General features: G+C 64.9%; 28 protein-coding genes and 1 pseudogene. 13 read left to right on the top strand and 16 right to left on the bottom strand.

Annotated elements, in window-relative coordinates; all coding sequences use genetic code 11:
* Positions 1-83: 83 nt before the first annotated feature.
* From frdA to frdD, 4 genes are read left to right on the top strand one after another with little or no spacing between them, the layout of a single operon-like run.
* Positions 84-1,871, top strand: coding sequence for a fumarate reductase (quinol) flavoprotein subunit (frdA, locus tag Q1L50_RS02685; RefSeq protein WP_300335713.1), 1,788 nt, complete (start codon positions 84-86; stop codon positions 1,869-1,871).
* The gene (locus tag Q1L50_RS02680; protein WP_300335711.1) at positions 1,864-2,619 is read left to right on the top strand and encodes a succinate dehydrogenase/fumarate reductase iron-sulfur subunit; all 756 of its coding nucleotides are present in this window, start codon (positions 1,864-1,866) and stop codon (positions 2,617-2,619) included. The genes frdA and Q1L50_RS02680 overlap by 8 nt, the downstream gene beginning before the upstream one ends.
* Entirely contained in the window at positions 2,616-3,014 is a 399-nt protein-coding gene (locus Q1L50_RS02675; RefSeq protein WP_300335709.1) for a fumarate reductase subunit C, read from the top strand. The genes Q1L50_RS02680 and Q1L50_RS02675 overlap by 4 nt, the downstream gene beginning before the upstream one ends.
* Positions 3,011-3,379, top strand: a complete 369-nt coding sequence (gene frdD, locus Q1L50_RS02670; RefSeq protein ID WP_300335707.1) for a fumarate reductase subunit FrdD — start codon at positions 3,011-3,013, stop codon at positions 3,377-3,379. Before Q1L50_RS02675 ends, frdD begins: the two co-directional genes overlap by 4 nt.
* A 64-nt stretch (positions 3,380-3,443) precedes the next feature.
* On the opposite strand, the gene Q1L50_RS02665 is transcribed toward frdD, so the two are convergent.
* The 8 genes from Q1L50_RS02665 to Q1L50_RS02630 form a co-directional block, all read right to left on the bottom strand.
* Positions 3,444-4,253, bottom strand: a complete 810-nt coding sequence (locus Q1L50_RS02665) for a flagellar brake protein (protein ID WP_300335705.1) — start codon at positions 4,251-4,253, stop codon at positions 3,444-3,446.
* A 93-nt stretch (positions 4,254-4,346) separates the two neighbouring features.
* Positions 4,347-4,673, bottom strand: a complete 327-nt coding sequence (locus Q1L50_RS02660; protein WP_300335703.1) for an EscU/YscU/HrcU family type III secretion system export apparatus switch protein — start codon at positions 4,671-4,673, stop codon at positions 4,347-4,349.
* Positions 4,654-5,817 (bottom strand): flagellar hook-length control protein FliK, encoded by a 1,164-nt coding sequence (locus Q1L50_RS02655; protein WP_300335701.1) that lies wholly within the window; start codon positions 5,815-5,817, stop codon positions 4,654-4,656. The genes Q1L50_RS02660 and Q1L50_RS02655 overlap by 20 nt, the downstream gene beginning before the upstream one ends.
* Positions 5,818-5,821: 4 nt before the next feature.
* Positions 5,822-6,112, bottom strand: coding sequence for a flagellar protein FliT (locus Q1L50_RS02650; RefSeq protein ID WP_300335699.1), 291 nt, complete (start codon positions 6,110-6,112; stop codon positions 5,822-5,824).
* Positions 6,109-6,522, bottom strand: a complete 414-nt coding sequence (gene fliS, locus Q1L50_RS02645; RefSeq protein WP_300335698.1) for a flagellar export chaperone FliS — start codon at positions 6,520-6,522, stop codon at positions 6,109-6,111. The genes Q1L50_RS02650 and fliS overlap by 4 nt, the downstream gene beginning before the upstream one ends.
* A 3-nt stretch (positions 6,523-6,525) precedes the next feature.
* Positions 6,526-7,950, bottom strand: coding sequence for a flagellar filament capping protein FliD (gene fliD, locus Q1L50_RS02640; RefSeq protein ID WP_300335697.1), 1,425 nt, complete (start codon positions 7,948-7,950; stop codon positions 6,526-6,528).
* Between the two features lie 65 nt (positions 7,951-8,015).
* Positions 8,016-8,399: a flagellar protein FlaG gene (locus Q1L50_RS02635; RefSeq protein ID WP_300335696.1), complete on the bottom strand. Its 384-nt coding sequence runs from the start codon at positions 8,397-8,399 to the stop codon at positions 8,016-8,018.
* A gap of 87 nt (positions 8,400-8,486) precedes the next feature.
* Positions 8,487-10,289 carry a flagellin gene (locus Q1L50_RS02630; RefSeq protein WP_300335695.1) on the bottom strand — a complete coding sequence of 601 codons (1,803 nt, stop codon included), beginning with the start codon at positions 10,287-10,289 and terminating at the stop codon, positions 8,487-8,489.
* 573 nt (positions 10,290-10,862) lie between these two features.
* On the opposite strand from Q1L50_RS02630, the gene surE reads away from it, so the two are divergent.
* Genes surE through rpoS form a run of 4 tightly spaced genes read left to right on the top strand, consistent with a single transcriptional unit; the run spans position 10,863 to position 14,150 of the window.
* Positions 10,863-11,606: a 5'/3'-nucleotidase SurE gene (gene surE / locus Q1L50_RS02625; RefSeq protein ID WP_300335789.1), complete on the top strand. Its 744-nt coding sequence runs from the start codon at positions 10,863-10,865 to the stop codon at positions 11,604-11,606.
* On the top strand, positions 11,603-12,262 hold the full coding sequence (locus Q1L50_RS02620) for a protein-L-isoaspartate(D-aspartate) O-methyltransferase (RefSeq protein WP_300335693.1): 660 nt from the start codon (positions 11,603-11,605) through the stop codon (positions 12,260-12,262). The genes surE and Q1L50_RS02620 overlap by 4 nt, the downstream gene beginning before the upstream one ends.
* Positions 12,259-13,185: a peptidoglycan DD-metalloendopeptidase family protein gene (locus tag Q1L50_RS02615; protein WP_300335692.1), complete on the top strand. Its 927-nt coding sequence runs from the start codon at positions 12,259-12,261 to the stop codon at positions 13,183-13,185. The genes Q1L50_RS02620 and Q1L50_RS02615 overlap by 4 nt, the downstream gene beginning before the upstream one ends.
* 5 nt (positions 13,186-13,190) lie before the next feature.
* On the top strand, positions 13,191-14,150 hold the full coding sequence (gene rpoS / locus Q1L50_RS02610) for an RNA polymerase sigma factor RpoS (RefSeq protein WP_300335690.1): 960 nt from the start codon (positions 13,191-13,193) through the stop codon (positions 14,148-14,150).
* Here rpoS and mltB read toward each other — a convergent pair.
* Genes mltB through Q1L50_RS02590 form a run of 4 tightly spaced genes read right to left on the bottom strand, consistent with a single transcriptional unit; the run spans position 14,147 to position 19,041 of the window.
* The gene (mltB, locus tag Q1L50_RS02605; protein ID WP_300335688.1) at positions 14,147-15,172 is read right to left on the bottom strand and encodes a lytic murein transglycosylase B; all 1,026 of its coding nucleotides are present in this window, start codon (positions 15,170-15,172) and stop codon (positions 14,147-14,149) included. The genes rpoS and mltB overlap by 4 nt on opposite strands.
* Positions 15,169-17,160 (bottom strand): DUF3488 and transglutaminase-like domain-containing protein, encoded by a 1,992-nt coding sequence (locus tag Q1L50_RS02600; RefSeq protein WP_300335686.1) that lies wholly within the window; start codon positions 17,158-17,160, stop codon positions 15,169-15,171. Before Q1L50_RS02600 ends, mltB begins: the two co-directional genes overlap by 4 nt.
* A complete protein-coding gene (locus Q1L50_RS02595; protein ID WP_300335684.1) occupies positions 17,132-18,115 on the bottom strand; it encodes a DUF58 domain-containing protein in 984 nt (327 codons plus the stop codon). Before Q1L50_RS02595 ends, Q1L50_RS02600 begins: the two co-directional genes overlap by 29 nt.
* Positions 18,115-19,041: a MoxR family ATPase gene (locus Q1L50_RS02590; protein ID WP_300335682.1), complete on the bottom strand. Its 927-nt coding sequence runs from the start codon at positions 19,039-19,041 to the stop codon at positions 18,115-18,117. The genes Q1L50_RS02595 and Q1L50_RS02590 overlap by 1 nt, the downstream gene beginning before the upstream one ends.
* Positions 19,042-19,151: 110 nt before the next feature.
* Here Q1L50_RS02590 and Q1L50_RS02585 point away from each other — a divergent pair, with 110 nt between their 5' ends.
* The 4 genes from Q1L50_RS02585 to Q1L50_RS02570 all read left to right on the top strand — a co-directional run bounded on the left by Q1L50_RS02585 (position 19,152) and on the right by Q1L50_RS02570 (position 23,029).
* Entirely contained in the window at positions 19,152-20,078 is a 927-nt protein-coding gene (locus Q1L50_RS02585; RefSeq protein ID WP_300335680.1) for a histone deacetylase family protein, read from the top strand.
* Between the two features lie 141 nt (positions 20,079-20,219).
* On the top strand, positions 20,220-21,098 hold the full coding sequence (dapA, locus tag Q1L50_RS02580) for a 4-hydroxy-tetrahydrodipicolinate synthase (RefSeq protein WP_300335788.1): 879 nt from the start codon (positions 20,220-20,222) through the stop codon (positions 21,096-21,098).
* 12 nt (positions 21,099-21,110) lie between these two features.
* Entirely contained in the window at positions 21,111-22,262 is a 1,152-nt protein-coding gene (bamC, locus tag Q1L50_RS02575) for an outer membrane protein assembly factor BamC (protein ID WP_300335679.1), read from the top strand.
* The gene (locus Q1L50_RS02570) at positions 22,262-23,029 is read left to right on the top strand and encodes an MBL fold metallo-hydrolase (protein WP_300335677.1); all 768 of its coding nucleotides are present in this window, start codon (positions 22,262-22,264) and stop codon (positions 23,027-23,029) included. The genes bamC and Q1L50_RS02570 overlap by 1 nt, the downstream gene beginning before the upstream one ends.
* A gap of 54 nt (positions 23,030-23,083) precedes the next feature.
* Here Q1L50_RS02570 and Q1L50_RS02565 read toward each other — a convergent pair whose 3' ends face one another.
* On the bottom strand, positions 23,084-23,407 hold the full coding sequence (locus Q1L50_RS02565) for a hypothetical protein (RefSeq protein WP_300335676.1): 324 nt from the start codon (positions 23,405-23,407) through the stop codon (positions 23,084-23,086).
* Positions 23,408-23,688: 281 nt separating this feature from the next.
* On the bottom strand, positions 23,689-24,078 hold the full coding sequence (locus Q1L50_RS02560) for a hypothetical protein (RefSeq protein WP_300335675.1): 390 nt from the start codon (positions 24,076-24,078) through the stop codon (positions 23,689-23,691).
* 237 nt (positions 24,079-24,315) lie between these two features.
* Here Q1L50_RS02560 and Q1L50_RS02555 point away from each other — a divergent pair, with 237 nt between their 5' ends.
* Positions 24,316-24,720 (top strand): hypothetical protein, encoded by a 405-nt coding sequence (locus Q1L50_RS02555; protein WP_300335673.1) that lies wholly within the window; start codon positions 24,316-24,318, stop codon positions 24,718-24,720.
* A 54-nt stretch (positions 24,721-24,774) separates the two neighbouring features.
* Here Q1L50_RS02555 and Q1L50_RS02550 read toward each other — a convergent pair whose 3' ends face one another.
* Positions 24,775-25,095, bottom strand: a complete 321-nt coding sequence (locus Q1L50_RS02550) for a heavy metal-binding domain-containing protein (RefSeq protein WP_300335671.1) — start codon at positions 25,093-25,095, stop codon at positions 24,775-24,777.
* A gap of 482 nt (positions 25,096-25,577) precedes the next feature.
* A pseudogene (locus tag Q1L50_RS02545) lies at positions 25,578-25,696 on the bottom strand (IS1595 family transposase); the annotation flags it as partial.

Here is a 25,696-nt window from a genome sequence, read left to right as displayed (position 1 = left end):
GGCGCTGGCGGATCTCTTGGGCCGCTAGCGCTCCTCGAATGTTGATCGCCGCTGGCGATGTCCGGCGCGAGAAAGGATCAAGCATGGAGAGTTACAAGGCAGATGTGGTGATTGTCGGTGGCGGGGGGGCTGGCCTGCGGGCGGCGATCGCCGTCGCCGAGTCCGATCCGGCGCTGCAGATCGCGCTGGTGTCGAAGGTCTATCCGATGCGCAGCCACACCGTCGCCGCCGAAGGCGGTTCGGCGGGGGTGAAGCTGCCCACCGATAGCCTCGAATACCATTTCAACGATACGGTCGGCGGCGGTGACTGGTTGTGCGAGCAGGACGTGGTCGAGTATTTCGTCGCTCACTGCAACGAAGAGTTGACCCAGCTCGAACACTGGGGCTGCCCGTGGAGTCGCACTCCCGATGGACACGTCAACGTCCGCGCTTTCGGCGGCATGAAGATCGAGCGCACCTGGTTCGCCGCCGACAAGACCGGGTTTCACATGCTGCATACGCTGTTCCAGACGTCGATCAAGTACCCGTCGATCAAGCGTTTCGACGAACATTTCTGCGTCGACCTGCTCGTCGAGGATGGCCGCGTGCAGGGCGTCGTCGCCATCGAGATCGGTTCGGGCGAGTTCACGCTGGTCGAGGGCCGGTCGGTGGTCATCGCCACCGGCGGCGCCGGCCGGGTGTTCCGCGAGAACACCAACGGCGGCGTGGTGACCGGCGATGGCATGGCGCTGGCGTACCGGCACGGCGTGCCGCTACGCGACATGGAGTTCGTCCAGTACCACCCGACCTGCATGCCCGGGACCGGCCTGCTATTTACCGAAGCGTGTCGCGGCGAAGGCGGCTTTCTGGTGAACAAGGACGGTTATCGCTACCTGCAGGATTACGGGCTGGGCCCGGCCGAGCCGTCACCGCGCAACAAGGCGATGGAACTCGGGCCACGCGACCGGCTCAGCCAGGCCTTCTGGTACGAGCAGCAAAAGGGGCGCACCATCGAGGGACCGCACGGTTCGGTGGTCCATCTCGACCTTCGTCACCTCGGTGAAGCAAAGTTGCGCGAGCGCCTGCCGCAGATCTACGAACTCGCCGAGCAGTTCCTCGGCGTCGATCCCGCATGCGCACCTATCCCCGTTCGCCCGGCAGTGCACTACACCATGGGCGGGATCATGGTCGACGGGCTGTGCGCTTCGCCGCTGCCTGGTCTCTACGCTGCCGGCGAATGTTCCAGTGTCGGCATCCATGGCGCCAACCGCCTCGGATCGAATTCATTGTCGGAACTCTGCGTATTCGGCAAGGTTGCCGGAGTCGAAGCCGCCCGTTTCGCCAAGTCGGTCGCTCCAGGGAACTCGGCGAGCCTGCTCAAGCAGGCGCAAGCGGTCGAGCAACGGGTCCTGGGCCTGAAGCAGAAAACCGGAGGAGCCGAGCGCATCGCTACGCTGCGCAAGGAAATGGCGCAGACCATGGAGGACGGTTGCGGCATCTATCGCCTCGCCGAAACGATGCAGCAGACCTGCGACAAACTCGACGAACTCAAGCAGCGCTTCAAGAGCGTCAACGTCGAGGACAAGTCAAGCGTCTGGAATACCGAGTGGCTGCTGGCCATCGAGCTCGAGTACCAGCTTGACGTGGCGCAGAGCATGGCCTATTCGGCGCTCAATCGACGCGAGTCGCGCGGCGCCCACCAGCGCCTCGACGGATTCGAGAAGCGCGACGATGAAAACTTTCTGCAACACTCGCAGGCGCATTATGTCGCCGGCGGCACGCCGCGTATCGACTACGGGCCGGTCAAGATCACTAAGTCGCAGCCGGGTACGCGCGCTTACGGTGCGGCGGGCGAAAAGGCAGAGCAGGAAAGGAAGGCTTCCCATGTCTGAGAATCAGCGAACAATTGAAATCGAGGTCCTGCGCTACCACCCGGAAAAGGACCATGTACCGTACCAGCAGGTTTTCCAGGTGCCGTTCACCGACGACATGTCAGTCTTGCAGGGCGTGCAGTACATCAAGGATTACCTCGACGGCTCACTGAGCTTTCGCTGGTCGTGCCGGATGGCCATTTGCGGTAGTTGCGGGATGATGATCAACGGCGAGCCGCACCTCTCGTGCGAGACCTTCCTGCGCGACTATTACCCGGCGCGGGTGCGCGTCGAAGCGCTGGCGCATTTCCCGATCGAGCGCGATCTGGTGATCAACATGGAAGGCTTCATCGCCAAGCTCGAAAGCATCCAGCCTTACATCATTCCCAAGGAAGAGCGCACGCTGGCGCAGGGCGAGTACCTGCAGACGCCCGAGCAACTCAAGGTCTACGAACAGTTCAGTTCGTGCATCAACTGCATGCTGTGCTACGCCGCGTGTCCGCAGTTCGGGCTCAACCCCGAGTTCATCGGACCGGGAGCGATGGCGCTGCTGCATCGTTACAATGTCGATTCGCGCGACGGCGGCAAGGCCGAGCGCATGGAACTGGTAAGTTCCGAGGAGGGCGTGTTCCACTGCACGGCAGTGGGCTACTGCTCCGAGGTTTGTCCAAAACACGTCGACCCGGCCAACGCCGTCAACCAGAACAAGACCAATGCCGCGGCGGACTATTTTCTGCGTTTCCTTGCTCCAAAGGGAGGTGCCAAGTGAACAAGCGTCGCCCCTATGTTCGTCCGATGGACGGTTGGTGGCGGAGAAATCCGTTCTTCATCGAGTACATGGTCCACGAGGGAACCGCCCTCTTTGTCGCCGCCTACGCCGGCATCCTGCTGAATGGACTGCTGCACCTGTCGCGGGGCGAAGCGGCGTGGAACGTCTGGCTCGACGGACTGAAGAATCCGTGGTACATCGGTTTTCACCTGCTGGCACTGGTGGCGATCAGCTATCACACGTACACCTGGTTCAAGATCATGCCGCGGACAATGCCGCCGGTAATCGTTGGCGGCAAGCGACTCGCGGATGGCGCGATCACCGGTGGCGGGCTGGCGGTGGCGGCTGCGGCCAGTCTGGTTCTGCTTGCGGCAGTCTGGGGGATGGCACGATGAAACGGACACTGAAACGTTCCAACGCGCCGATCTTCTGGGCGTTGTTCGGCGCTGGTGGCATGCTTTCGGCGCTGCTCGGGCCGATGCTGGTGTTGATTACCGGTATCGCGGTGCCGCTGGGGCTGCTGCTGCCGGCCGACACCATGAGCTACGCAAACATGCTGGCGTTTTCGCAGAACCTGATCGGCAAGGGATTCATCTTCGCGGTCATCGCGCTCTTCCTGTGGCACGCCGCGCACCGCATCTTCCACAGCCTGCACGATATCGGGATTCATGCCGGCACCGGTGCCAAGCTGGTCTGCTACGGCGGCGCGATGCTGGGAACGCTGATCGCGGCTTACGCCTTGCTGGCGATCGGTTTCTAGGCCAAGCAGCGGCAGGGTCGGGTGGGTGGAGGCCGACCCGGCGCTGCCGCTGTCAGCTTCCCGGTCAGGACATTCCGCTCAGCCGGGCCTTGCGTTCGCGCTCGATGCGCGTGATGTAGCGTTGCACCATGCTCATCCGCGCTCCGGGAAGGTTCAGGAATTCGCAGCCGACGCGGACGTAGCGCGCGCCACCGCGGGTGGTGACGTCGAACTTGTTGCGCACGCACAGTTTCCCGACCAGCAGGCCTTCGTCGGGAAGCGTCATCTTGCAGTCGCTCAGGACGGTGCCGCTGGGCAGCAGCGCGGCCAGGCTGGGAGTTGCCATCAGGCCGACGCCACCACCGCTGATATCCAGCAAGGACGCTTCGGCGATCAGGGTGCTACCGTCGACGCGCTTAATCGTGGTGACGAACTTTACCGGTTTGGCGATCGGCGTCGACAGGCGAAAATACTCGCGACGCTGCAGTCGCAGGACTTTGTCCGGTAGCGCCGCAAGGAAGGCCGGACGCCCGCCCAGCCGGGTCTCCAGCAGATTGCTCAGGGTGAACTGCACCTTCACCTTGTCGACCTCGGCGCTCAGGATCAGCTGCGTCGCCGACAGGGCCTGGCGGTTGATCTCGTCGTCGCGGCCCCAGTCGAGAAGCAACGTTCCAGTATCCGCTTCAAGGTTGAGCAGCGAGGTCAGCAGGAATCCCCTCCCCGGATCGATGTAGGCGCTGACCAGCGCACGGCGCTGGATCAGCGAGCGCAGTGCGGCGACGATTTCGGCCTTCGAGTGCAGCAGGTATTGACTGTAGTCCTCGGCCTGTTCGATTTCGAATTGCAGGTCGTCCGGCTCTGGTCCTGATCCTGGTTGAAAGTCCGTTTCGTCCATCGGTTTTCCTGGAATCGCATGCGGCAGCCTGGAGCGGCCTGGAGGGCGCAGTTTAAAGCAAAATTGCTGCGCCGGTAACCGACGGCGCCGACTTCAGCGCTCGCGATCGAGGCCGGCGGGGGCGACGAGAATGCCCGCTGCAGGCTCCGCCTGGCTGCTCTCCAGCCGGTACAGCCAGGCCAGCAGTTCGGCGATCGCCAGATACAGCTGCGGCGGGATGTGCTGGTCCAGGTCGACCTGCATCAGCAGCGAGACCAACTCGGCCGATTCATGAACATAGACCCCGTGTTCGTGCGCGCGCGCAATAATCTGCTCGGCCATCAGGCCTCGTCCCTTGGCGACAACGCGCGGCGCGGCGTCGGTCTGGCTGTAGGCGAGGGCGACGGCGTTCCGGCGCGCGTCATCCGGAGCTCGGGGCATGCTCGTCGGTTTCGTCCGGCGCAGCGACGCCGAGCGCAGCAAGCGCCAGTCCCGCCTGCTCCAGTTGGCCGCGCAGCATCTCCGTCTGGCTGCGCAACAGATCGCGCGTCGCGGCGTCGCTGGCGATCATCGACAGCTTCATCTGCTGCCCCTGGATGTGCACCCGGGCATCCACTTCGCCCAGCCGGGGGAGCGTCAGCCGCAGCCGCGTCTGCCACGTCCCCGTCCCACCGTGATCGTCGTCGTGCGCGCGGCCGTTGGGCTCGTTGTCGATTTCCCAATGGATCTGCTGACCCGGCCAGGCTTGTCCGTGCCAGGAAAAATTCTGGCTGGCGAAGGCTTCCAGTTGCTGCTGGACGAGTCCCTGGAGCTGTTGGGCGATCGGTTGCGCCAGTTGTGCCCGCGGAGCGGATTGTGCCGCCGGCGCCGGCGTGATGGTGGCAGTCCGGTTGGCAGCCTCGCCAGTTGCGCCCAGCGCCGGTGCGCCATCAGCAGCGGCACGGACGACGTTGCCTGACGCGCCGCCGGCGGACGCTTGCTGGCCGGCCGTTGTCCCGGGCGCCAGTTTCCCCTGCGGTTCCTGCAGCAGCTGGGCCTTGGTGTAGCGGCCCTCGACCCATTCCGCCTGATGCGCTTCGTAAAACATGCCGCTTTGGACGATCGCCTGCCTGAGCAAAGGGACGAGGTCCTGTGCGTTGTTCGGTGCGCCGGCGGCAAGCGGCTGGTTGCCGTTGAGCGCCAGGGCCGTTGGCTTGCTCTTGCCGTCGCGCCCGCCGCCAAGCAGGTTGCTGATCAGTTGCCCGGTGCGGCTCAAGGTGGTGGCGGCGGCTTCGCCGCTCGCCTTGCCCGCTTCAGCGGTGCCGCGGGCAACGACTGCCAGGGTCAGCTTGCCGTCACTTTCGGCAACCTCGAGTTCGATCGCGTCACCGCTTCTGGCGGCAAACGGCAACGCCAGCGTGACGCTGCGTTGGTTGATCAGCGCTCGGTAGGTGCCGTTGGGCAACATCGCCTGGATTTCGGCCAGCAGTCGCTGGCCAGCGACCATGCCGACCAGCTTGTCGGTAATCTGCTGCGCCGGCAGAGCCGGCCGCAAAGCCAGATCGGCCGCCGGCTGGATGCGGTTGGCACCTTCGGGACTGATCATTCGCTCAGGCGCCGGGTCGCGCCTCGCGCAGGACGACGCGCAGTTCGTTCTGCCGGGCAAGCACCAGCGGATGAATTCGCGCGTCGCAACGCAGGCAGGCTTCGATCAGAATCCGGGCGCGCTCTTGCGCGGTGGCTGACAGACCACTGTTCAGCAGATCAGGCAACTGCTCAGCCACGGCACGTCTTTCGGCCTCGTGGCTGGCCAGGGCTTCCCAGTCCGCGACGCCTGCGGCGCTGAGCATCGCTTCGGAGATCGCCAGCAGCTTTTCGAGGTCCAGTAGCGAAGAACTCATGCCATCGCTTGCGGCACCGCGTTTGGCGAAATCGCCCGCCAGGCGCCGTGGATCTCTTCGAGCAAGGCGGCGACTTCTTCGAGCGCGCGCGGGTCGTTGTCAAGGTTGGCACGAAGCAGGCGCAGCACCAGATAGTCGTAGAGCGCGTCGAGCCGCTCGGCGATTTCACCGCCCTGTTCGAGGTCGAGGCTCACCTTGAGGCCGTTGCCGATGATGTCGATGGCTTTCGAAATGGCTTCTCCCCTGGCGGCGATCTGCTGTTGCTGCATGGCGGCGCGGGCATTGCCGACCGCTGCCTGGGCGCCGGCGAAGAGCAGCAGGATCAGCCGGTGCGGGTCGGCGACCTCGATGGCTGCGTCGACGCCCACTTTCTGATACGCGGAAATCGCATGGCGTGCGTGGCCGAACATTTTTTACCTCGAACTGAAAGTAGGCAGAGCGGCGAGTTGCTGCTGGAGGAAAGTGCTGGTCTTGGTCATTCCCGAGATCAGGACGTCAAGCGACGTAAATTGCCTGCGGTAGCGCGCTTCGATCTGCGTCAGCCGGGCCGATATGGCGTCGGACTGCTTGCCAAGACCCTGGATTGACGAACTGAGTCCCTGGCTGCGCGCGGCAATCAGGCCGCTGGCGCCAACCAGTCCGTCGGCGGCGGTCTTGAAAGCGCTGCCGTAGGCGGCGACCACGTTGGCGACCGCACTCAGGTCGGCGCTTATGGCGGTACTCAGCTTGGCCGAGTCGACGCTCAGCCTGCCGTCTTTCTGGACGCTGACGCCGATGTCGGACAGGGTCTGCAGGCTGGCGCCCGAGAGTTCCGACGGGATCGTGCCAAGAGCCGTACGGAAGGCGTTCTGAGCGCTGCGCAGGGTGCTCTCGCCGTTGAGCGCGCCGGCCCTCTTGCTCGCCGCATCGTAACTGCCGAGGCTGCTGGCAGTGCCCTGAAAATCGTTGAATGCCTTGACCAGGGCGTTGACTCCGGCGGTCAGGCTCGAATTATCCTTGCTGATCGTCAGGGTCGTGCTGAGCGCCGTCAGCGGCGCTTCGGGGCCTTTCAAGAGGGTCAGGGTAATCCCGTCGATGGCCGTCGTCACGCTATTGGTGACGCCTTCGACGGCAATGCCATTGAGCTTGAAGCTGGAACCTTGCGCCGCCTGCGACTGCACGAACGGGTCGGTCAGTGGCTGCGGTGCCGCATTGGGGTCGTAGGACAGGCCGGCGATCCCGGACAGCGTGATGAACTGGTTGCTGCCAGCGGTGTTGCTGGTAAGTACCAGCTGCTTGCCGGCGGTGCCGTTGATCACCACCGCCGAAACGCCGGCGCCGGCGCCGTTGATTGCGTCACGGACCGCCTCGGGCGAGGCGCCGTCAGCGATGGTGATGTCGGTTGTGCTGTGCGCACTGCTGCCACCAAGCGCATCCAGTGACAGGGTCAGCGTGCCCCCCAGCGGCAGGGTGTTGCCGGTGCCGGAAAAGGGCGTGGCGGCGCCGGTCGCAGTAACGATGCTGTGCTGCTTGGCGAGTTGGTTCACTTCCAGCGTGTAGGTGCCGGCAACCGCACTCGACGAGGTGGTGATCGAGGCGATCGTCGGGTCGGTGACCGTTGCCCTGAGCACCGAGAATTTTTCTGTGGCGGTCGTCCCGCTTGCCGGCACGAGGCTTGCCGAAGTGTTCTGCAGCGCTGAAATCACGCCTTGCAGCGAGCCGAGCGCCGAGATCTTGGCCTGAAAGCCTGCTTCCTTCTGGGCCAGAACGGTCAGCGGACGCTGTTCCAGCGACATCAACTGGCTGACGATGCTGTTGACGTCGAGGTTCGAGCCCAGGCCCGGTGAGGAAATTGCCATGGTATTCTCCTGCGCCGCTTGCCAAGAACACGAAGCGCACGGGCGACGCGCGTTCTGTCTTCTTCTCAGGCCGTTTGCGTGACAAAAAGCCCCTTGATGCTGTCCAGAGCCTTGGCAATCGCCAGCATTTCCTCTGATGGCATCTGGCGGATCACTTCCTTGGTGGCGCGGTCGATGATCCTGACCACCAGTTGCCCGGTATCTTCGTTGACACTGAACTCGATGTTGCTGTTGACTGCCTTGACGAAGTCGCGAACGCTCTGGGTGGCCACTTCAAGCTTCTCGCGGTCCGGTGCTTGCACCGGCGACGGTGATCGAGAGGGGTCGGTGGCCCTGGCTGGCGCCTCGCCCAGCACCTTGAATCCTTGCGCTGCGCTGCTGACCACCGCCGGGTTGCCCTGATGCTGAGGCGGCGGCGCCAGTGAAGCGCCCGTGGGTGGGATGTTCATCTTGCACTCCTTCGTGAAGAGACAGCCAGGCGCGACCACGTTGCCGTGATCGCGCCCCTGATCTTACCGCGATTCAAGCCCGACCGCTTATCCGCGCAGCAGCGAGAGGACGTTCTGCGGCAGCGAATTGGCTTGCGCCAGCATCGCTGTGCCGGCCTGCTGCAGGATTTGCGCACGGGTCAGGTTGGCGGTCTCGACCGCGAAGTCGGCATCGACGATTCGGCTGCGCGACGCCGAAACGTTTTCGGAGGTCGTTGTCAGATTGCTGACCACGCTGCTGAATCGGTTCTGCACGGCACCGAGATTCGCTCGACTGGCGTTGATGTTGGCCAGTGCCGAGTCGATGGTGGCAATGGCGTTTTGCGCACCAGTGGCGGTGCTCAGATTGACGCTCGAAATGCCCGCTCCGAAACTCGCGGTGGCTGCGGTATGGGCTGCGGTCAGTCCTGCCAGTGCGATGTCGGAACCGCCCAGGGTGATGCCCGCGCTACCCGTCGAACTCAGGGTGATATTGCCGCGCGTAATGATCGCGTTGCTGGACGCTGCCGATGCTCCCATCTGGTTGGCGCTGAAACCGGTTGCGGTGACCGTGGCGGCGCGGTTGGTCAGGCTGCCGCTGATCGATATCGCCTGCCCGGCGCCTGCCGACAGGGTGATCAGGCCGGCGCCCGACACCGTCGCGGTGACGCCGGTCTTGCTGGTCAGGGCGTTAATCGCGGCGCCGACGTTGGTGCCTTGCGTCAGGGCGTTGGTTCCGGCGGAAACGGCGCCGACATCGTAGCCATTGATCGTCAGGTCGCCGGCGGCCAGGGCCGTGAAAACGGTCGGGGCGGCGGCAGCGGCGATCGATTCAGAGGCACCAGCGCCTGCGCCTACGGTGAGGCCGGTGTTCGCCAGAACGGCGCCGGTGCCGTTGCCGATCAGGCTGATATTGCGGCCGTCGGCTGCGGTCAGCGCGACCGCCCCGGTGGTGTTGCTGAAGGTGGCGGTGACGCCGCTCTGGTTGGACACGGCGTTGAAAGCGGCCGCGATGTTGGCGCCCTGGGTGACCGCGTTGGTGCCTGCGGCAATGGCGCCCAGCTTGACGTTGTTGACGTAGAGGTTATCGGTCGCATTGCCGGCGATCGCCACCTGGGCAGAGTTCGCGGCGCCGCTGAGCGTGGTGGCGCTGGCCGTGGCGGTGACGCCGGTCTGGCCTGAGACGGCATTGAAGGCGGCTGCTTTCGCGATCGCGCTGTCGTTGCTGCCGGCAGCGGAAACGCCGTCCTTGATGCTCGGGCCGATGCCGTAGCCATTGACGGTGATGCCGCCGGCCGCGAGGACGCCGTTGGCCACGCTGCCGCTGTTGGTGGCCGAGAACGAGGACGTCGTGCCGACACCCAGCGAGTCGGCCTTGGCGCTGGCGATCGAATTGATCGAAATCGTTTCGCCGCTGTTCGCGCCGACCTGGAAGGCCTGTGCATTGAAGGTTCCGTCAAGGACCTTGACGCCGTTGAACGCGGTCTGGCTGGCAACGGTGTTGATCTGCTGGACGAGTTGGTCGACTTCGTTCTGCAAAGCGGCGCGGTCGGTGGCGGTGTTGGTTGCGTTCGAGGCTTGCACCGACAGTTCGCGCATCCGCTGCAGCGACTCGGTGATGCTCTGCAGGCCGCCTTCAGCGGTCTGCGCCAGCGAGATGCCGTCGTTGGCGTTGCGCGAAGCCTGGTTGAGGCCGTTGATCTGCGAGGTCATCCGCTGTGAAATGGCGAGACCGGCGGCGTCGTCTTTGGCGCTGTTGATGCGCAGGCCGGAGGACAGGCGCTGCAGCGACGAGGCCAGCGAAGTCTGCGACATGTTGAGGCTGCGCTGGGAGTTGAGCGACGCGACGTTGGTGTTGATGATTTGGGGCATTTTCCTTCTCCTATCACGATCAGATTGATTTCAGTTTCCGGTGACCTGCCTGGCGAGGCGCCTGCCGGTCCATCCCGCGTGGCGTTTTATTACGCTGACAATTTTGCTTACGACCTGCTGCGCGAAAACTTGAGCCATTTTCTGCGAGCCTGCCGCGTAGGTTTTCTATCGGCATCGAGCCAGCGAAGTTTAGCGACCGAAGCCAAAAGTCTGGCCCTGCGCTTCGCCGGCCGCGCGGCGTGGTTCGCGGCCGCTGCAACTCGGCTTTCGGCGATCCTTGCGGGCGGTTATAATTGGCCCCGGCTTGGCACCACCCGCGTGGACGGCCACCGCCGTCGGCAACGGGGCGTTGGCGGCCGCGCCTGGCGAGGCCGGCGGTAAGTTCCAACCAGGCGCTGGTCCGGGGCGCAGCGCAGATCAGCGGTCGTCGAATGCTCGGCAAGCGCGCTCGTCCGGGCACTTGCACCAGTCCGCCGATAGTCGAAACGCCGGCGATCGCCGGGTTTTTCTGCTCGCCCGGGCGCGTGGTTTTCATGGCTCTCGTGGTGTTTCGTGGATGTTCGTGGATTGAAGATGCGGATCCTGCTCTGCAACGATGATGGCTATTTCGCACCCGGGATCGAGCACCTGGCGCGTGCGCTGGCGGAACTCGCGGAGATCACCGTGGTTGCTCCCGAACGTGATCGCAGCGGCGCGAGCAATTCTCTGACGCTCGACCGACCGCTGTCGCTCAAGCGCGCCGCCAACGGCTTCTATCACGTCAACGGGACGCCGACCGACTGTGTTCATCTGGCCGTCACCGGGATGCTCGATGGCCTGCCGGACATGGTCGTTTCGGGAATCAATATCGGCGCCAACATGGGTGACGACACCATCTATTCGGGGACCGTCGCAGCGGCGACCGAGGGCTTCCTGCTGGGCGTCCCGTCGATGGCCATTTCGCTGTGCAGCAAGACCGGCGAGTACTTCGAGAGCGCCGCGCGGGTCGCCTGCGAACTGGTCGCAGTCCTCGAAAAGCAGTCGCTGCGTGAACCGGTGCTGCTCAACGTCAACGTCCCGGACGTTCCCTGGGAGCAGCTGCGCGGCACCGTCGTCACCCGCCTCGGCAAGCGCCACAAGGCGGAGCCGGTCGTTCGCACCTTGTCGCCGCGCCAGGAAACCGTCTTCTGGGTCGGCGCCGCCGGCGAGGCGCAGGACGCGGGCGAGGGTACCGATTTCCACGCCGTGCATAACCATCAGGTGTCGGTGACGCCGCTGCAGGTGGATTTGACGCACAACGCCCAGCTGGCGCTGGTGCGCGGCTGGCTGGACCAATGAATCGCGTGGTCTCGGGATTCGGGATGACTTCGCAGCGGACGCGCTCGCGCATGATCGAGCGCTTGCGCGAACAGGGGATAGCGGACGAGGACGTTCTGGCGGCGATCGCCGCCGTGCCCCGGCATGTATTCGTCGAAGAGGCTCTGGCCTCGCGGGCCTATGAAGACACGGCCTTGCCGCTGGGTTTCTCGCAGACGATCTCGCAGCCCTATGTCGTCGCCAGGATGATCGAGGCCTTGTGCGCCGACGACCGCCCACTTGGCAAGACCCTTGAGGTCGGCGCCGGTTGCGGCTACCAGGCCGCTGTTCTGGCGCAACTCACCGACGAAGTCTACGCGGTCGAACGTATCGCGCCGTTGCTGGCCAAGGCCAAGCTCAACTTGCGCGCGATCAAGCAGCTCAAGGTGCGCCTGAAACACGCCGATGGCCGCCTTGGACTGCCGGAAGCGGCGCCTTTTGATACGATCATCGTGGCCGCGGCCGCCGCTCGCGTTCCGCCGGTGTTGCTGCAGCAGCTGGCACCTGGTGGCAGAATGATTCTGCCCTTGGGGGTGGCGACCCAGTACCTGGCGCTGATCGAAAAACGGGGCGAGGACTGTGTCGAAACCCGTCTCGATGCTGTTCGTTTCGTTCCGCTACTCACGGGAGTCGAATGAAAGATCAAGGCTTTCTCGCCAGGCACGGGCCGGTAGTGGCTGTTCTGGCAGTACTCGTTCTCACGGCCTGTGCCAGCAAGACGCAGTCGCCTGTCTCCGATCGTGGCTCTGCCCAGAGCCCGGTGGTCGCGAGCAAGGACGTCTACATCGTCAAGAAAGGCGACACCCTGCATTCGATCGCTGCCGACCACGGCGTCGACTTCCGGGATCTGGTGGTGTTGAATACCATCGACAATCCGAATCGAATCCTGGTCGGCCAGGCGCTGCGGATCCGGGCGCCCGGAGCGGCGTCGGGAGCGGCGCCAGTGCCGGCGTCTGGCGCGGGTACGGCGGTGGTGCGGCCGATCGACACGACCTCGGGGGTCGAGCAGCGCGCGCTGGGCAGCGTTGGTGATAGCCTGAAGCGCGAGCCCAAGGGCGGCAAGGAGGCGTACTCGGAACAGACCCTGGCCAGGGCGCAAGCGCAGGTGCAGCAAAAGGCCGTTGCGCCGGTTGCCGTGGCGCCTGCCACGGCCAAGCCCGAGGAAGCGCCGGCGGATTCCACCGCGGAAAATTCGGAGGTGACCTGGATGTGGCCGGCCAGCGGCCGGGTGGTCGGGACTTTCAGTGAGGGTGGCGCCAAGGGTATCGACATCTCGGGCAAGGCCGGCGAGCCAGTGCTCGCTGCCAGCGGCGGCAAGGTCGTCTATAGCGGCACCGGCCTGCGCGGCTACGGCAAGCTGGTGATCGTCAAGCACAACAACACCTTCCTGACCGCCTACGCGCACAACCAGAGCGTCCTGGTCAAGGAAGGCCAGAACGTGACCAAGGGCCAGAAGATCGCCGAAATGGGCAATACCGACGCCGACCAGGTCAAGCTGCACTTCGAGGTTCGCCGTCAGGGCAAGCCGGTCGATCCGCTCAAGTACCTGCCGCCGCGCTGACCAGCATGTCCGGCGATTACGACTCTGATCCTGATCGCATCGAAGACTTTCTGCGCGAGCCCGGGTTTTCGCTCGACGAACCGCTCGCCGAAGCAGATCCGGAAGACCCTTCGTGCCAGTCTCCCGAGGCAGAACTGCTCAACGACGTGACCCAGCACTACCTGAACGAGATCGGTGCCAAACCGCTGTTCTCGCCGAGCGAGGAGTCGGAGTGGGCACGGCGGGCCAGGGCGGGCGAGTTTCTGGCACGGCAGAAGATGATCGAGCACAACCTGCGGCTGGTGGTCAATATCGCCAAGCACTATCTCAATCGCGGCATGCCGCTGCTCGACCTGATCGAAGAGGGGAACCTCGGGCTGATCCACGCGATAGAAAAGTTCGATCCCGAGCGTGGCTTTCGCTTCTCGACCTACGCCACCTGGTGGATCCGGCAGAGCATCGGCAGGGCGATCATGAACCAGTCACGGACCATTCGCCTGCCGGTGCATGTGGTCAAGGAAATCAACATCGTCCTGCGCGCCATCCGCCATCTCGAGGCTGCCAACGGGCGGGAAATCTGTTTCGACCAGATCGCTCATCTGATCGATCGGCCCGTCGAAGACGTGCGCCGGGTGATGGCCCTCAACGAACGCATCGCTTCGCTCGACGCGCCTCTGCAGGTCGATCCGAGCCGGACCATTGGCGAGGTGATCGCCGACGAAAGCCTGGTCGACCCCGATGATCTGTTGCAGTCCAGCGAGGTCGGCGAGCTGCTGCACAACTGGGTGGGACAACTGGCCGATAAACAGCAGCAGGTGCTGCAACGCCGTTACGGACTTGGCGGCACTTCCGCCAGCACGCTCGAGGAAATCGCGTTTGATCTGAATCTGACCCGCGAACGTGTCCGCCAGATACAGATCGAGGCGCTCGATCAGCTTCGCCGGATCATCAGGCGTGGCGGTGTGAGCCGCGACAATCTGCTTTAGGGCCGGGCCGACAGCCGGTTGTCGCGCACTTCGCGCAGCGCTTCCGCCAGCTGAAAAACGGACATGGCGTAGAAGCTCGAGCGGTTGTAGCGGGTGATCACGTAGAAGTTGTCGAAGCCCAGCCAGTATTCGGTCGCTTCATCCGGGGTGACCAGGTCGATCAGGGCCGCCGGCCGGTCAGCGTCGTCGTCGGCGGCGGCGACTACCCCGCGTGCTTCCAGCTGTCGCACCGTCAGCGCGGGCTTGATGCCCTCGGCGAGCAGCGCCGAGGGGTCGCCATTGAGCCGCGCCGGGACCGCCACCGGCGCGCCTTTCTGCCAACCGTGCTGCTGCAGGAAGCGGCCGACGCTACCGATGGCGTCGGTGGTACTGCGGCGCAGATCAATGCGGTCGTCGCCATCGAAGTCTACCGCGTAGCGGCGCTGGCTGCTTGGCATGAACTGCGGGATGCCGATCGCGCCCGCGTAGGAGCCTTTGATCTCGAGCGGGCTGACGCCGTTCTCGCGGGCCATGAGCAGAAACTGTTCCAGTTCGCCGCGGAAGAAATCGGCCCGCGGCGGGTAGTGGAAAGCCAGCGAGGCGAGGGCTTCGAGAACGCCGAAGCTGCCCATGTTCTGGCCGTACTCGGTTTCCACGCCAATGATCGCGACGATGATCTCGGGCGGTACGCCGTAGATCGCTTCGGCGCGTTGCAGGATCGCGCCATGTTCGTTCCAGAAGCGTTGGCCACCTTCGACGCGGCGCGGATTCACGAAGCGCTGGCGGTAACGTTGCCACGAGCGCTGTTTCGCGGGCTCAGCCGGCGGGCGGATGGCGCGCAAGACGGTCGCGTTCGGCTGGATGGCGGCAAACTGACGCGTCAGGTGCGCGATGTCAAAGCCGTACTGTTCGTGCATGCTGACGATGAAGGCCTTGACTGCCGGCTCGCCGCTGAACCCTGCTGCCGCCTGGCCGGCGTGGCCGCTCAGCGGCGACAGGCTGCCGAGCAGTCCGAGCAGCAGCGCGGTGGGTAGTCTTTTCAAGCTTGTTTTCTCCTTCGGGGTGGCAGTCGATGGCGGCATTGCTGCAGCTGGCGCAGCGTGTCCGCTGCGTTCCGGCTGTGCGGGCCATAGCGCAGGTCGGCATAATAGCCGGCGGCCTGGCTGGTGAGTGCGGCAAGATCGGGTCTTTCGCGCGCCACGCGGTCGGCGAAATCGCGTGGACCTTCCCATTCGGCGCGGGCTATTCCCCGTCGTTCGAGTTGCGCGCAATACTTCTGCCAGGCAGCAAGTATCGGCTCAACCGTACGGCGCCGGGGCAGGGTCCATAGCGTCACGATCAGCAGCGCCACACCGCACAGCGCGGCCAGCGATGCGGTCATCCCGCGCCAGTCGGGTTCCCGCCAGCCGAAGCGCGACAGGACTTCGCGTTGGCGTTGCGGATTGTAACCGAGCACCCACTGGTTCCAGGCGTTGTTGGTCGCTTCCCAGCGGTTGCGCAGCTCGCGCAGCCAGTCGCTGTCGAGGCGAATGACGATCGGCAAGGTCTCGCCGACCGGCAGGGCGGCGACAATCCCCTGGTCGATCCGCGATGGCGCGACCGCCGCGGTCGGATCGAAGCGCACCCAGCCCTGTCCGGCCAGCCAGATTTCGGCCCAGGCGTGTGCGTCCGACTGGCGGACGGTCAGATAGCCATCGACCGGATTGATCTCGCCGCCCTGGTAGCCAGCGACCACCCGCGCCGGAACGCCGGCCGCGCGCATCAGAAACACGAACGCCGAGGCGTAGTGCTCGCAGAAGCCGCGGCGCGTTTCGAACAGGAATTCGTCCATCGCGTTGGTGCCCAGCAGCGGTGCCTGCAGCGTGTAATGGAAGTTCTGCTTGCGAAACATCGCCAGCGCCGCCTCGGCGATCTTTCCCGGCGGTCGCGCGGCCCATTCTGCGGCCAGCGCACGGCTGCGCGGGTTGCTTCGTGGCGGCAGCGTCAGCGCCTGCTGCAGGATCGCTGGCGCTTCGCTGACGTTGGCGCGGTAGTCCACCGACGAGACAAACGAAAATTGCGCACGGGCGCGCACCGGCTCGCGCGCCAGGGCTTCGAGGGTCGGTGCCAGGCTGCTGTCGGGCGGCAGGCTGGTCGCTACGTCGAGCGCCAGCAGCCAGCGCCGGTTGTGCGCCTCCAGGATGCTGGTATAGGCGTGCGCCTGGCCTATCCCTTCGACCTTCGGCGCTGGCGGCGGCTTGCCGGGCAGCGCGCGCGCGCGCCAGGTCAGCCCATCGTAATCGTCGAACACCGGGCCGCGCCAGTAGAGATCGGCTTTCTCTGGCAGCTCGCCGGCAAAGCGGCTGCGAAAGGCGATTGCGCCCGACTGGATCAGTCGGCTGATCGACCCGGGGGCCATCTGCTCGGACAGACCGCTGAGCCCGGAATGGGCGTCCTGGGGCAGCCCCCAGAGTGGACCCGAGACGCGCGGGAAAAGGAGATACAGGATCAGCATGAAGGGCAACGCCTGCGCCAGCAGCAGGCCGGCATGCCGGGCCACGGCAGCCACCGGCTGCGGACCACCGTGCAGCCTGATCAAGGCCGCGGTGAGCAGGGTCGTGGCGCTCAGCAGCCATAGCCCGGTGGCGATTCCCTGCGAGTACAGGTAGTGGGTGAGCAGCAGAAAGTAGCCCAGCATGACGACCACCATCGCGTCGCGCCGGCTGTTCATTTCCAGTGGCTTCAGGGCCATGAAGACGACCAGCAGCGCGACCCCCGCGTCCTTGCCGAAGAGCGTTCGGAATTGCCAGCCGATCGCTCCGATCATGCCGAGCACGAGCAAGGACAGCGCCCAGCGTGGCGGCAGCCGACGATGCTGTCGCCACAGCCAGGCGCGCCACAGCAGGGCGGCCGCGACGAACAGCGAGAGCCACCACGGCAGGTGCTCGACATGCGGTCCGGCGGTGACCAGGGCGACGGCCAGCAGCCATGGCACGGCGCCGCGTTCGAGCGGCACCGCGGGTCTAGAGCTGGCCTGGAACCTTGTGCTCACCGCTGTCGCCATAGAGCGCCAGAGTCCGCAGGCAGTGCTCCCGATGCCGATCGCCGTGGCCGGGAGCGATCTGTCTTCCCGGCAGCTTCAGCCCATAGCGGGCTTGCTGCTCGTCGGCGCTGATGACCCAGCCGGCGAGGATCGACAGGCGGTTTTCAGGGCCGCCGTCGGTCGGGGTCAGCAACCAGTCGAGCGACAGTTCGGCGGTCGCGCCGCCGGCGAACTGCTTGACCAGATGCGGCTGGTCGTCGGGTCGGCGGGCTACCGCTTTCCACGCGATGTGACGGGTCGGGTCGCCGCTCTGGCGGGGCCGCAAACCGGCAAAATCTTCCTGTCCGTTGTCGCCCTGGAGATCGTCGGTGTCGAGCGCCGCCGGTGGCCTTGGCAGGGGTGTGCGCAGCGGCTTCGGATAGACTACGCACGACCAGTCCGGGTGGGGATAGCTCCAGGCGCGGAACAGCCCGATCGGAAAGCGCGAGGAGAGCGTGATCCGACCCGGGTCGAGGCGGCCACGGCAGCGCGTGCCGTAGGGGATGGCGACCGTCGCGAGTCCTTCGGCCGGCAGGTCGATGCTCGCGACCGGCTGCCCGGCGAACGAGAAGTCGAGCGCGCGACGCGGTTGCCGGCGGGCGTTTTCGAGTTGCAGCGGAAAGCGCGCCAGATCGCCGGCGAATACGGATGCTGCGCGCCCCGGCGTCAGCCGCAGGCCGAACAGGTTGTTGAAGGTATGGACCATGGCGACGATGCCGAGTCCGGCGAGCAGAAAGATCAGCGCGTGGCCGAGACCGAGGTTGTAGTTGATCGCCCCGACCATCATCACTACGAGAACAATCGCGAAAACGAAGCCGGCACCCGTCGGCACGATGAAGATCCGCCGTTGGCCGAGGACGATCGGTAGCTGCTGGTCACGCGCCAGCCGAAAAAGCCAGCGCTGGAGGGAGGTCGGGGCCGGCATCAGGCGAGCGGAACGGCGCGAATCAGGGTGTCGATATCTGCTGCGCCCGCATGGCTGCCGCTGACCAGACGCAGCCGGTGGCAGGCAACAGCCGGCAGCACCGCCTGCACATCTTCCGGCAGCACCATCTGGCGGCCGTCGGTAAACGCCCAGGTACGCGCAGCCGCCAGCAACGACAGGGCGGCGCGCGGGCTGAGCCCGTGCACCAGGCGCGGATCATTGCGGGTGGCCTCGACCAGCAGTTGCAGGTAGTCGAGCAGTGCCGGCGAGGCGTGCACCGCTGCCGCCTGTTGTTGCAGGGCAGCGAAGTCCTCCGGTGCCAGACGGGCGGCGAGAGTTGGCAGCCGGTCGCGTCGGCCACCGCTTTCCAGCAGCAATCGTTCGGCGTCGTGGTCCGGGTATCCGAGTTCGATGCGCATCAGGAAGCGATCGAGTTGGGACTCGGGCAAGGGGAATGTGCCGACCTGGGTCGATGGATTCTGCGTGGCAATCACAAAGAATGGTTGCGGCAGTGGCCGGGTCTCGCCCTCGGTCGTCACCTGCCCCTCTTCCATCGCTTCAAGCAGGGCACTCTGCGTCTTTGGCGTTGCACGGTTGATTTCGTCAGCCAGCAGCACCTGCGAGAAGACCGGTCCGGGCAGGAACCTGAAGTTGCTGTGCTCGCGGTCAAAAATCGAGACTCCTAGAACGTCTGCCGGCAGCATGTCGCTGGTGAACTGGACGCGCGCGAACTGGAAACCGAGCAGCCGAGCCAGCGTATGGGCGAGCGTCGTCTTGCCGACGCCGGGCAGGTCTTCGATCAGCAGGTGGCCTTTGGCCAGCAGGCAGCACAAGGCCAGTCGCGTCTGCCGGCTCTTGCCGAGAATGACCTGGTCGGCGGCGGCAAGGATTCCCCCAATCGGGGATGGTCGGTTGGCTGGCGGCATGGGTTGTCGTAGGAGCGCAATTGGGACGATAATAAACCATTAACGGACAACTCGATTTCCCGCGGATTCTGGCGCCCCTGGCGGCCTCCAGTCGCGGCAGAAAGGCACCAGTGACCAGCACCGCGTTCATTACCCACCGTGACTGCCAGCTGCACGACATGGGTTCGTATCACCCGGAGTCTCCGGAGCGCCTGACCGCGATCAGCGATCACATGATTGCGCAAGGGCTGGATTCGTATTTTGCCTATCACGATGCGCCGCTGGCCACCTTCGAACAGCTCCGGCGAGTCCATTCTGCCGCCCATCTGGAACGTGTGAAGCGCGCCTCGCCGGAGCTGGGAATCGTTCACCTCGACCCGGATACGGCGATGAACCGGCACACCTGGACGGCGGCCTTGCGCGCTGCCGGGGCCGGGGTGCTGGCGGTGGATCTGGTGATGGCCGGCAAGGCGCAGAACGCTTTCTGTGCCGTACGTCCGCCCGGTCATCATGCCGAGCGCGCAGCGGCGATGGGCTTCTGCTTCTTCAACAACATTGCCGTTGCGGCGGCGCATGCGCTGGTCGCGCACAAGCTGTCGCGCGTGGCAGTGGTCGATTTCGACGTGCACCACGGCAATGGCACCGAGGACTGTTTCAAGGGCGACCAGCGGGTACTGATGGTTAGCACCTTCCAGCACCCTTTTTATCCCTACAGCGGCACTGAAAACCCGGCGCCGAACATGCTCAACGTGCCCCTGGCCAGGGATACGGACGGTGAGGAGTTCCGCAACGTGGTCAGAGAACTGTGGATGCCGCGCCTGCGTGAATTCCAGCCGGAAATGATTCTGGTTTCGGCGGGCTTCGACGCCCATTACGAGGACGAGATGGGCGGCTTGCGGCTGCTCGAGAAGGACTACGCCTGGGTGACCGGTCAGCTGACCGAGCTTGCCGACGAGTTCGCGCAGAAACGGATCGTGTCGATGCTCGAAGGTGGCTACTCGCTGTCGGCGCTGGCGCGCAGCGTGGTGGCTCATCTGCGCGTGCTGGCCGACTTCTGAGGCCCTTCGTTTCACCGTCTTCAGCCCGTACCATTCTTCGCTCACCGGCATGGTCAAGGCACCCGGCTTCGGTTAAAATTCCAGGCTTGACATTGCATGGCCGAAGCCTTTCGGCCAATTCACGGGCGCCTACCCATGACCATGATTACTGGATCGATCGTCGCGATCGTTACCCCGATGCACGAGGACGGAAGCCTGGACCTGCCCGGTCTGCGCCGGCTGGTCGATTTTCACGTGCGGGAAGGGACCGACGCCATCGTGATCGTCGGCACCACCGGCGAGTCGCCGACGGTCAACGTCGACGAACACTGCGAACTGATCCGGGTCACGGTCGATCAGGCGGCAGGCCGGATCCCGGTAATCGCAGGAACCGGCGCCAATTCGACCGCCGAAGCGATCGCGCTGACCCGTTTCGCCAGACAGGCCGGCGCCAACGCGGCGCTGTCGGTGGTCCCGTATTACAACAAGCCGACGCAGGAAGGCCTCTATCGCCATTTCAAGGCGATTGCCGAAGCGGTCGACATCCCCGTCATCCTGTACAACGTGCCGGGCCGGACGGTCGCCGATATGGCCAACGATACCGCGCTGCGGCTGGCGGAAATTCCCAACATTGTCGGGATCAAGGATGCCACCGGCAGCATCGAGCGCGGCACCGACCTGATCGCTCGTGCCCCGGATGGTTTTGCCGTTTACAGCGGCGATGACGCGAGTGCCTGTGCGTTGATCCTGATGGGTGCCAAGGGCGACATCTCGGTGGTCGCCAATGTCGCGCCGCGGTTGATGCACGAAATGTGCGTGGCGGCAATCAATGGCGACGCGGTCGTCGCGCGCGAGCTGCATGCTCGCCTGCTCGGGCTGCACCGCCAGCTGTTCTGCGAGGCGAACCCGATTCCCGTCAAGTGGGCGTGCCAGCAGCTGGGCCTGATCGAGAGCGGTTTGCGCCTGCCACTGACGCCGCTGTCGGCGGATTGTCACGCGCAGGTCCGTGCCGCGATGCGCCAGGCTGGCCTGGTCGCCTGAATGGGCAGGCTTATGAGTCCGGTCGTTTCGCGCTGCCGACTTACCGTCATCGTGCTGCCGGTGTTGCTTGGCGCCTGCAGTGGGTCGGTGCTGGAATCCAAGAAGATCGACTACAAGTCGGCGTCCGCCAACCGGGTGCCGACGCTCGAGATACCTCCCGACCTGACCTCGCCGACGCGCGATGACCGTTATGCGGTTCCCGAGACCGGTGGCGGCAAGGGCACCGCCACATACTCGGCGTACGCCGCCGAGCGCTCGCCACAGGCCAGAGCACAGCAGAAGAGCGACGTCCTGCCGGAGGTTGACAACGCCCGTATCGAGCGCGCGGGCAACGAACGCTGGCTGGTCGTCAAGGGCACCCCAGACAAGTTCTGGGGGCCAGTCAAGGACTTCTGGCAGGAGACCGGGTTTCTGATCAAGCTGGAGTTGCCGGACGCCGGCGTGATGGAAACGGACTGGGCGGAAAACCGCGCCAAGATCCCGCAGGATTTCATACGCAACATCCTCGGCAAGGTCATCGACTCGGTCTACTCGACTGCCGAGCGCGACAAGTTCCGGACGCGCCTGGAACCGGGGACTACGCCGGGGACGACCGACATCTTCATCAGCCATCGCGGGATGTACGAGATCTTCATTTCCGAAGGCAAGGATCAGACCAAGTGGCAGCCGCGTCCGGCGGATCCGGAGCTTGAAGCCGAGATGCTGCGTCGTCTGATGATTCGCCTGGGCAGCGATGAGAAGCGTGCCACCGCAGCGCTGCAGGAGGCCAAGGCAAAACCCCTTGAGCGCGCGAAGCTGTCGCGCGGCGCCGACGGTGCCGGTACGCTGGAAGTTGACGAGCCCTTCGATCGAGCGTGGCGTCGAGTGGGCCTGGCGCTCGATCGTGTCGGCTTCACCGTCGTCGACCGCGATCGCTCCAGGGGCCTGTACTTCGTCCGCTATGTCGATCCGGAAGTCGACAACGAGAAGCAGGAAGACGGCTTCTTTGCCAGGCTGAATCCCTTCAAGGGAAGTTCCACTGACAAACAGAAGATCCAGTACCGTATCTTTGTCAAGGATTCCGGTCCCCAGTCGACCGTGCAGGTGCTTACGGTAGAGGGCGGCGTTGACCGGTCCGAGACCTCGAAGAAGATTCTCAATCTGCTCTACGATCAGTTGAAGTGATGCGTTTCGCATCGCTCGGCAGTGGCAGTCAGGGCAACGCCCTGATTGTCGATGCCGGCGAGACGAAGGTCATGGTGGACTGTGGTTTTTCGACCAGGATGGCGACCGCCAGGCTGGCCAGACTTGGTGCTGCTCCCGATGAACTGGCCGCGGTACTGGTCACCCATGAACATGGGGACCATGTCGGGGGTGTCTTCGCTTTCGCCCGCCGTCATCGCCTCCCGGTCTATCTCACCCACGGCACGCATGCCGTTGCTTCGCGTGGCGTTGCTGCCCTGCCTGATTGTCGGTTGATCGACGGTCACACGCCCTTTGCGATTGGCAAGCTTGAAGTGACGCCCTTTCCGGTTCCGCACGACGCGCGTGAACCGGTGCAGTACGCGTTTGCCGACGGTCAGCACCGCCTTGGTGTGCTGACCGATACCGGGTCGATCACGCCGCATATCGTTGACGTCCTGCGCGCCTGCGACGCGCTGGTGCTCGAGTGCAATCACGATCACGCGTTGCTCGCCGCGTCGCGCTATCCGGCGGCGCTGAAACAGCGGATCGGCGGGCGCTTCGGCCACCTTGAAAATGGCCAGGCGGCGATGCTGCTGCGTCAGGTCGATACCGCCCGCCTGCAACATCTGGTTGCGGCACACCTCAGTCACGAGAACAACCGGCCGGACCTGGCGGCCAGGGCGCTCGCCTCAGCGCTGGGTTGTCGCGACGAGTGGATTGGCGTCGCCGACCAGGAGGGTGGTTTCGGCTGGCGGCAACTGCGCTGAGCGGCTTCGAAAACAAAACCGGCTTGCGCCGGTTTTTTTCTGGTGCTCGAGAGATTACTTCTTCATTGCGTCCTTGGCAGCGTCGGCAGCGCCCTGGGCGGCAGCGCCAGCGACGTCCTTGGCCTTGTCGATGGCAGCCGCGTCCATCGGCTTGGCGGCATCGGCCGGAGCGGCAGCAGGAGCAGCGGCGTTGGCCGGCTTGGCAGCATCGGCCGGAGCGGCGGCAGGAGCGGTTTCGGCTGGCTTGGCCGCTTCGGCAGGAGCTGCGGCCGGAGCTGCGGCCGGAGCGGGCGCAGCAACCGGTTTAGCTTCTTCCTTCTTGCCACAGGCGGTAAGAGCAAGGGCGAGCAGCGCAGCAACGAGCAGGGATTGTTTCATATTGGAGTTCCTTATCGACAATGGAATGACTACAACGAGCCAAAAGCAGAATGGTTGACCGGCTTGCATTTCGATCAGGCCGGAATTCTAGCACCGATCGACGGCGCGCCAGTCAACAATTGCTACGCTGCAGTATTCGCTGTTCTTGCGGCAAGGGTAGCCCGCAGGCGCGCGCTACTCGCTTCGCCGGGCGACAACTCGATCCGCCGTCGGCGCGGTCGACCGGCGCCGGGTTCGAGCACGCAGCGCCCGCCACCGTGACCCCGTCGCTCTGCGAGGTGTCACCGTGGTGACTTGCTGCTGGTGCCCATCGGCCAGTGCAAGCGCTCCGGGTTGGCTTCCGGAAGCAGGAAGCGCGGTTGTATCCAGCCAAGAGCGACGGCGAAAAACAGGCCAATTAGCGTCACCAGCAGGGCGGTCCCCAGGCTACCCAGGATCAGGTGGTCGGTAAAAACCCGTCTTGCCCAACCGCGCAGGCCAAGGAGGGCGGCAATGGATACGTAATGCGGCGAAGCAGGGGCGTCGCTGTCCTCGATCCGGGCGACGAAGCGCATTCCGCACGCCAGGCAGCGGAATGGCGCCTGCTTCTTCAGGCGCAGGGCCATCCCTTCCCGCAGGCCGCGCCGCCGCGAACGGCGGGTGTCTTCCGACCGACAGCCAGGGCATTTCATGGCAGGGCGTGAGGCTCCGGGGGGTGGTCACCGCTTGGGGCGCCATGGACAGGTGGCTGACGGGCGGTGAAGGCCGAGAGTTGATACTGTGGTCTGTGTCGGAGGAAGTCTGTGCGTTTTTTCGCGAACGCCGGATGAATTTGTCAGTGCCGCACCAGGGGCTGATCGCCGGCGAGCCGCCACTCTGCTGCCGGGGTCCTGACTGTCGCGCTTTCCGGAAGTGCTACACTCGCCGTCATGCGCACGCCACTGTTCCTCGCCGCGGCAGTTGCCTTGATGGCTGGCCAGGCCTTGGCGGGAAACTTCGCGATCCGCGGCGACGTGGTCATCGGACCCTGGTTTTCGCCCTACGGTGCGGCATTCCCGCCACCGTTCGCCTACGACGCGTTCGGGCGCTGCCTCTCGCCGCTGAACTGCCAGGACTACGAGCAGATGAGACGTTTTCTCGATCGCTACGAGCGCAACTATGGCCAGCGCTTTGCGCCCGCTCCACCCGCTTTGGTGGCGCCGGTGCTGCCGCGCGATGTGCCGCCGACACCGGAAGCGCACATCCAGCCACGTTACCGCGGCGCCAGCCAGATTCGCCCGGAGTTTGAACAGATCGGCAAGGAGGTCGACCCAACTTCCGGGGTCGGCAAGTAGGTGGCGTCTCGGCCAGCCTTGTCCGGGCCAATGCTCCGGCGGGAACTGGCGCCGCTACTCGACCAGCACGGCGGTGCCGCTGGCCGAGACCATCAGCATGCCGTTGCTCTGGCCCAGAACCTGGTAGTCGAGGTCCACCCCGACGACGGCGTTGGCGCCCAACTCCTGGGCGCGCTGCAGGAGTTCCTGGAGCGCAATGTCGCGCGCTCGCTGCAGTTCTTTCTCGTAGGTCGCCGACCTGCCGCCGACCAGATCACGGATGCCGGCGAAGAGATCCTTGAAAAGGTTGGCGCCGAGGATCGCTTCGCCGGCGACGACGCCGTAGTAGCGGGTGATCTTCTTGCCTTCGATGTGGTGCGTGGTAGTGACTTGCATGTCCGCTCCAGAGTGGTGATGGTTTTCGGGGCGCCGCTGACAGCATGGGTGGGGAAGCAAGGCCACCGGTCCTGCGAGCGGGATTGAGTCGGCCCTGCGCATTTTCCCAGGCCCGCTGCGGTCCGCTCGATCCGCCGCTCACTGGGTGTTGGCCAGTAGTGCTGTGCGCACCCCGATTCGAGCGAGCCGCGCTGCACCGTGGCAGCGTGGGAGAATATAGCGGTCCCTGCGCGACCTGTACACCAGCCCGACGAGGACGTTCGGATCTGGCTCGGTCCGCCGTCCGCAGCGTCGCCGGTGAGGAAGTTGTCGACCATCTGTCAGGTGGCAATAGCGGGCAACAACTGCGGAAATCTGGCGCAGCCAAAAATACAGGGCACGGAAATTGCCGGCACGGAGCCGGGTCAAGGCGGGCGACAGCCCCGCGCAGCGAAACCTTGACTCTACTCTACCTGACCGGGGAAAGGCATCACCAATCCTGATTAGCGCTGTGCTTCAGCCAACCGGAGCCAGACCTCGGGGCGCTTGCCGGTGGTGGCGGCGGCACGGATGAGGCGTCGCAGGATGATCTTGAGGTCGAAGCGGCGGTTGAAGCGGTATT

The organism is Accumulibacter sp., assembly GCF_029255145.1.
GTDB lineage: Bacteria > Pseudomonadota > Gammaproteobacteria > Burkholderiales > Rhodocyclaceae > Accumulibacter.
This window is presented reverse-complemented; position numbering and strand designations above follow the sequence as displayed.

What these genes read in the sequence shown, in the direction of transcription:
- frdA (WP_300335713.1), top strand. Translation starts at nt 84, where the DNA reads ATGGAGAGTTACAAGGCAGATGTGGTGATTGTCGGTGGCGGGGGGGCT.
- Q1L50_RS02680 (WP_300335711.1), top strand. Translation starts at nt 1,864, where the DNA reads ATGTCTGAGAATCAGCGAACAATTGAAATCGAGGTCCTGCGCTACCAC.
- frdD (WP_300335707.1), top strand. Translation starts at nt 3,011, where the DNA reads ATGAAACGGACACTGAAACGTTCCAACGCGCCGATCTTCTGGGCGTTG.
- Q1L50_RS02665 (WP_300335705.1), bottom strand. Translation starts at nt 4,253, where the DNA reads ATGGACGAAACGGACTTTCAACCAGGATCAGGACCAGAGCCGGACGAC.
- Q1L50_RS02660 (WP_300335703.1), bottom strand. Translation starts at nt 4,673, where the DNA reads ATGCCCCGAGCTCCGGATGACGCGCGCCGGAACGCCGTCGCCCTCGCC.
- Q1L50_RS02655 (WP_300335701.1), bottom strand. Translation starts at nt 5,817, where the DNA reads ATGATCAGTCCCGAAGGTGCCAACCGCATCCAGCCGGCGGCCGATCTG.
- Q1L50_RS02650 (WP_300335699.1), bottom strand. Translation starts at nt 6,112, where the DNA reads ATGAGTTCTTCGCTACTGGACCTCGAAAAGCTGCTGGCGATCTCCGAA.
- fliS (WP_300335698.1), bottom strand. Translation starts at nt 6,522, where the DNA reads ATGTTCGGCCACGCACGCCATGCGATTTCCGCGTATCAGAAAGTGGGC.
- fliD (WP_300335697.1), bottom strand. Translation starts at nt 7,950, where the DNA reads ATGGCAATTTCCTCACCGGGCCTGGGCTCGAACCTCGACGTCAACAGC.
- Q1L50_RS02635 (WP_300335696.1), bottom strand. Translation starts at nt 8,399, where the DNA reads ATGAACATCCCACCCACGGGCGCTTCACTGGCGCCGCCGCCTCAGCAT.
- Q1L50_RS02630 (WP_300335695.1), bottom strand. Translation starts at nt 10,289, where the DNA reads ATGCCCCAAATCATCAACACCAACGTCGCGTCGCTCAACTCCCAGCGC.
- surE (WP_300335789.1), top strand. Translation starts at nt 10,863, where the DNA reads ATGCGGATCCTGCTCTGCAACGATGATGGCTATTTCGCACCCGGGATC.
- Q1L50_RS02620 (WP_300335693.1), top strand. Translation starts at nt 11,603, where the DNA reads ATGAATCGCGTGGTCTCGGGATTCGGGATGACTTCGCAGCGGACGCGC.
- Q1L50_RS02615 (WP_300335692.1), top strand. Translation starts at nt 12,259, where the DNA reads ATGAAAGATCAAGGCTTTCTCGCCAGGCACGGGCCGGTAGTGGCTGTT.
- rpoS (WP_300335690.1), top strand. Translation starts at nt 13,191, where the DNA reads ATGTCCGGCGATTACGACTCTGATCCTGATCGCATCGAAGACTTTCTG.
- Q1L50_RS02595 (WP_300335684.1), bottom strand. Translation starts at nt 18,115, where the DNA reads ATGCCGGCCCCGACCTCCCTCCAGCGCTGGCTTTTTCGGCTGGCGCGT.
- Q1L50_RS02590 (WP_300335682.1), bottom strand. Translation starts at nt 19,041, where the DNA reads ATGCCGCCAGCCAACCGACCATCCCCGATTGGGGGAATCCTTGCCGCC.
- dapA (WP_300335788.1), top strand. Translation starts at nt 20,220, where the DNA reads ATGATTACTGGATCGATCGTCGCGATCGTTACCCCGATGCACGAGGAC.
- bamC (WP_300335679.1), top strand. Translation starts at nt 21,111, where the DNA reads ATGAGTCCGGTCGTTTCGCGCTGCCGACTTACCGTCATCGTGCTGCCG.
- Q1L50_RS02570 (WP_300335677.1), top strand. Translation starts at nt 22,262, where the DNA reads ATGCGTTTCGCATCGCTCGGCAGTGGCAGTCAGGGCAACGCCCTGATT.
- Q1L50_RS02565 (WP_300335676.1), bottom strand. Translation starts at nt 23,407, where the DNA reads ATGAAACAATCCCTGCTCGTTGCTGCGCTGCTCGCCCTTGCTCTTACC.
- Q1L50_RS02560 (WP_300335675.1), bottom strand. Translation starts at nt 24,078, where the DNA reads ATGAAATGCCCTGGCTGTCGGTCGGAAGACACCCGCCGTTCGCGGCGG.
- Q1L50_RS02555 (WP_300335673.1), top strand. Translation starts at nt 24,316, where the DNA reads ATGCGCACGCCACTGTTCCTCGCCGCGGCAGTTGCCTTGATGGCTGGC.
- Q1L50_RS02550 (WP_300335671.1), bottom strand. Translation starts at nt 25,095, where the DNA reads ATGCAAGTCACTACCACGCACCACATCGAAGGCAAGAAGATCACCCGC.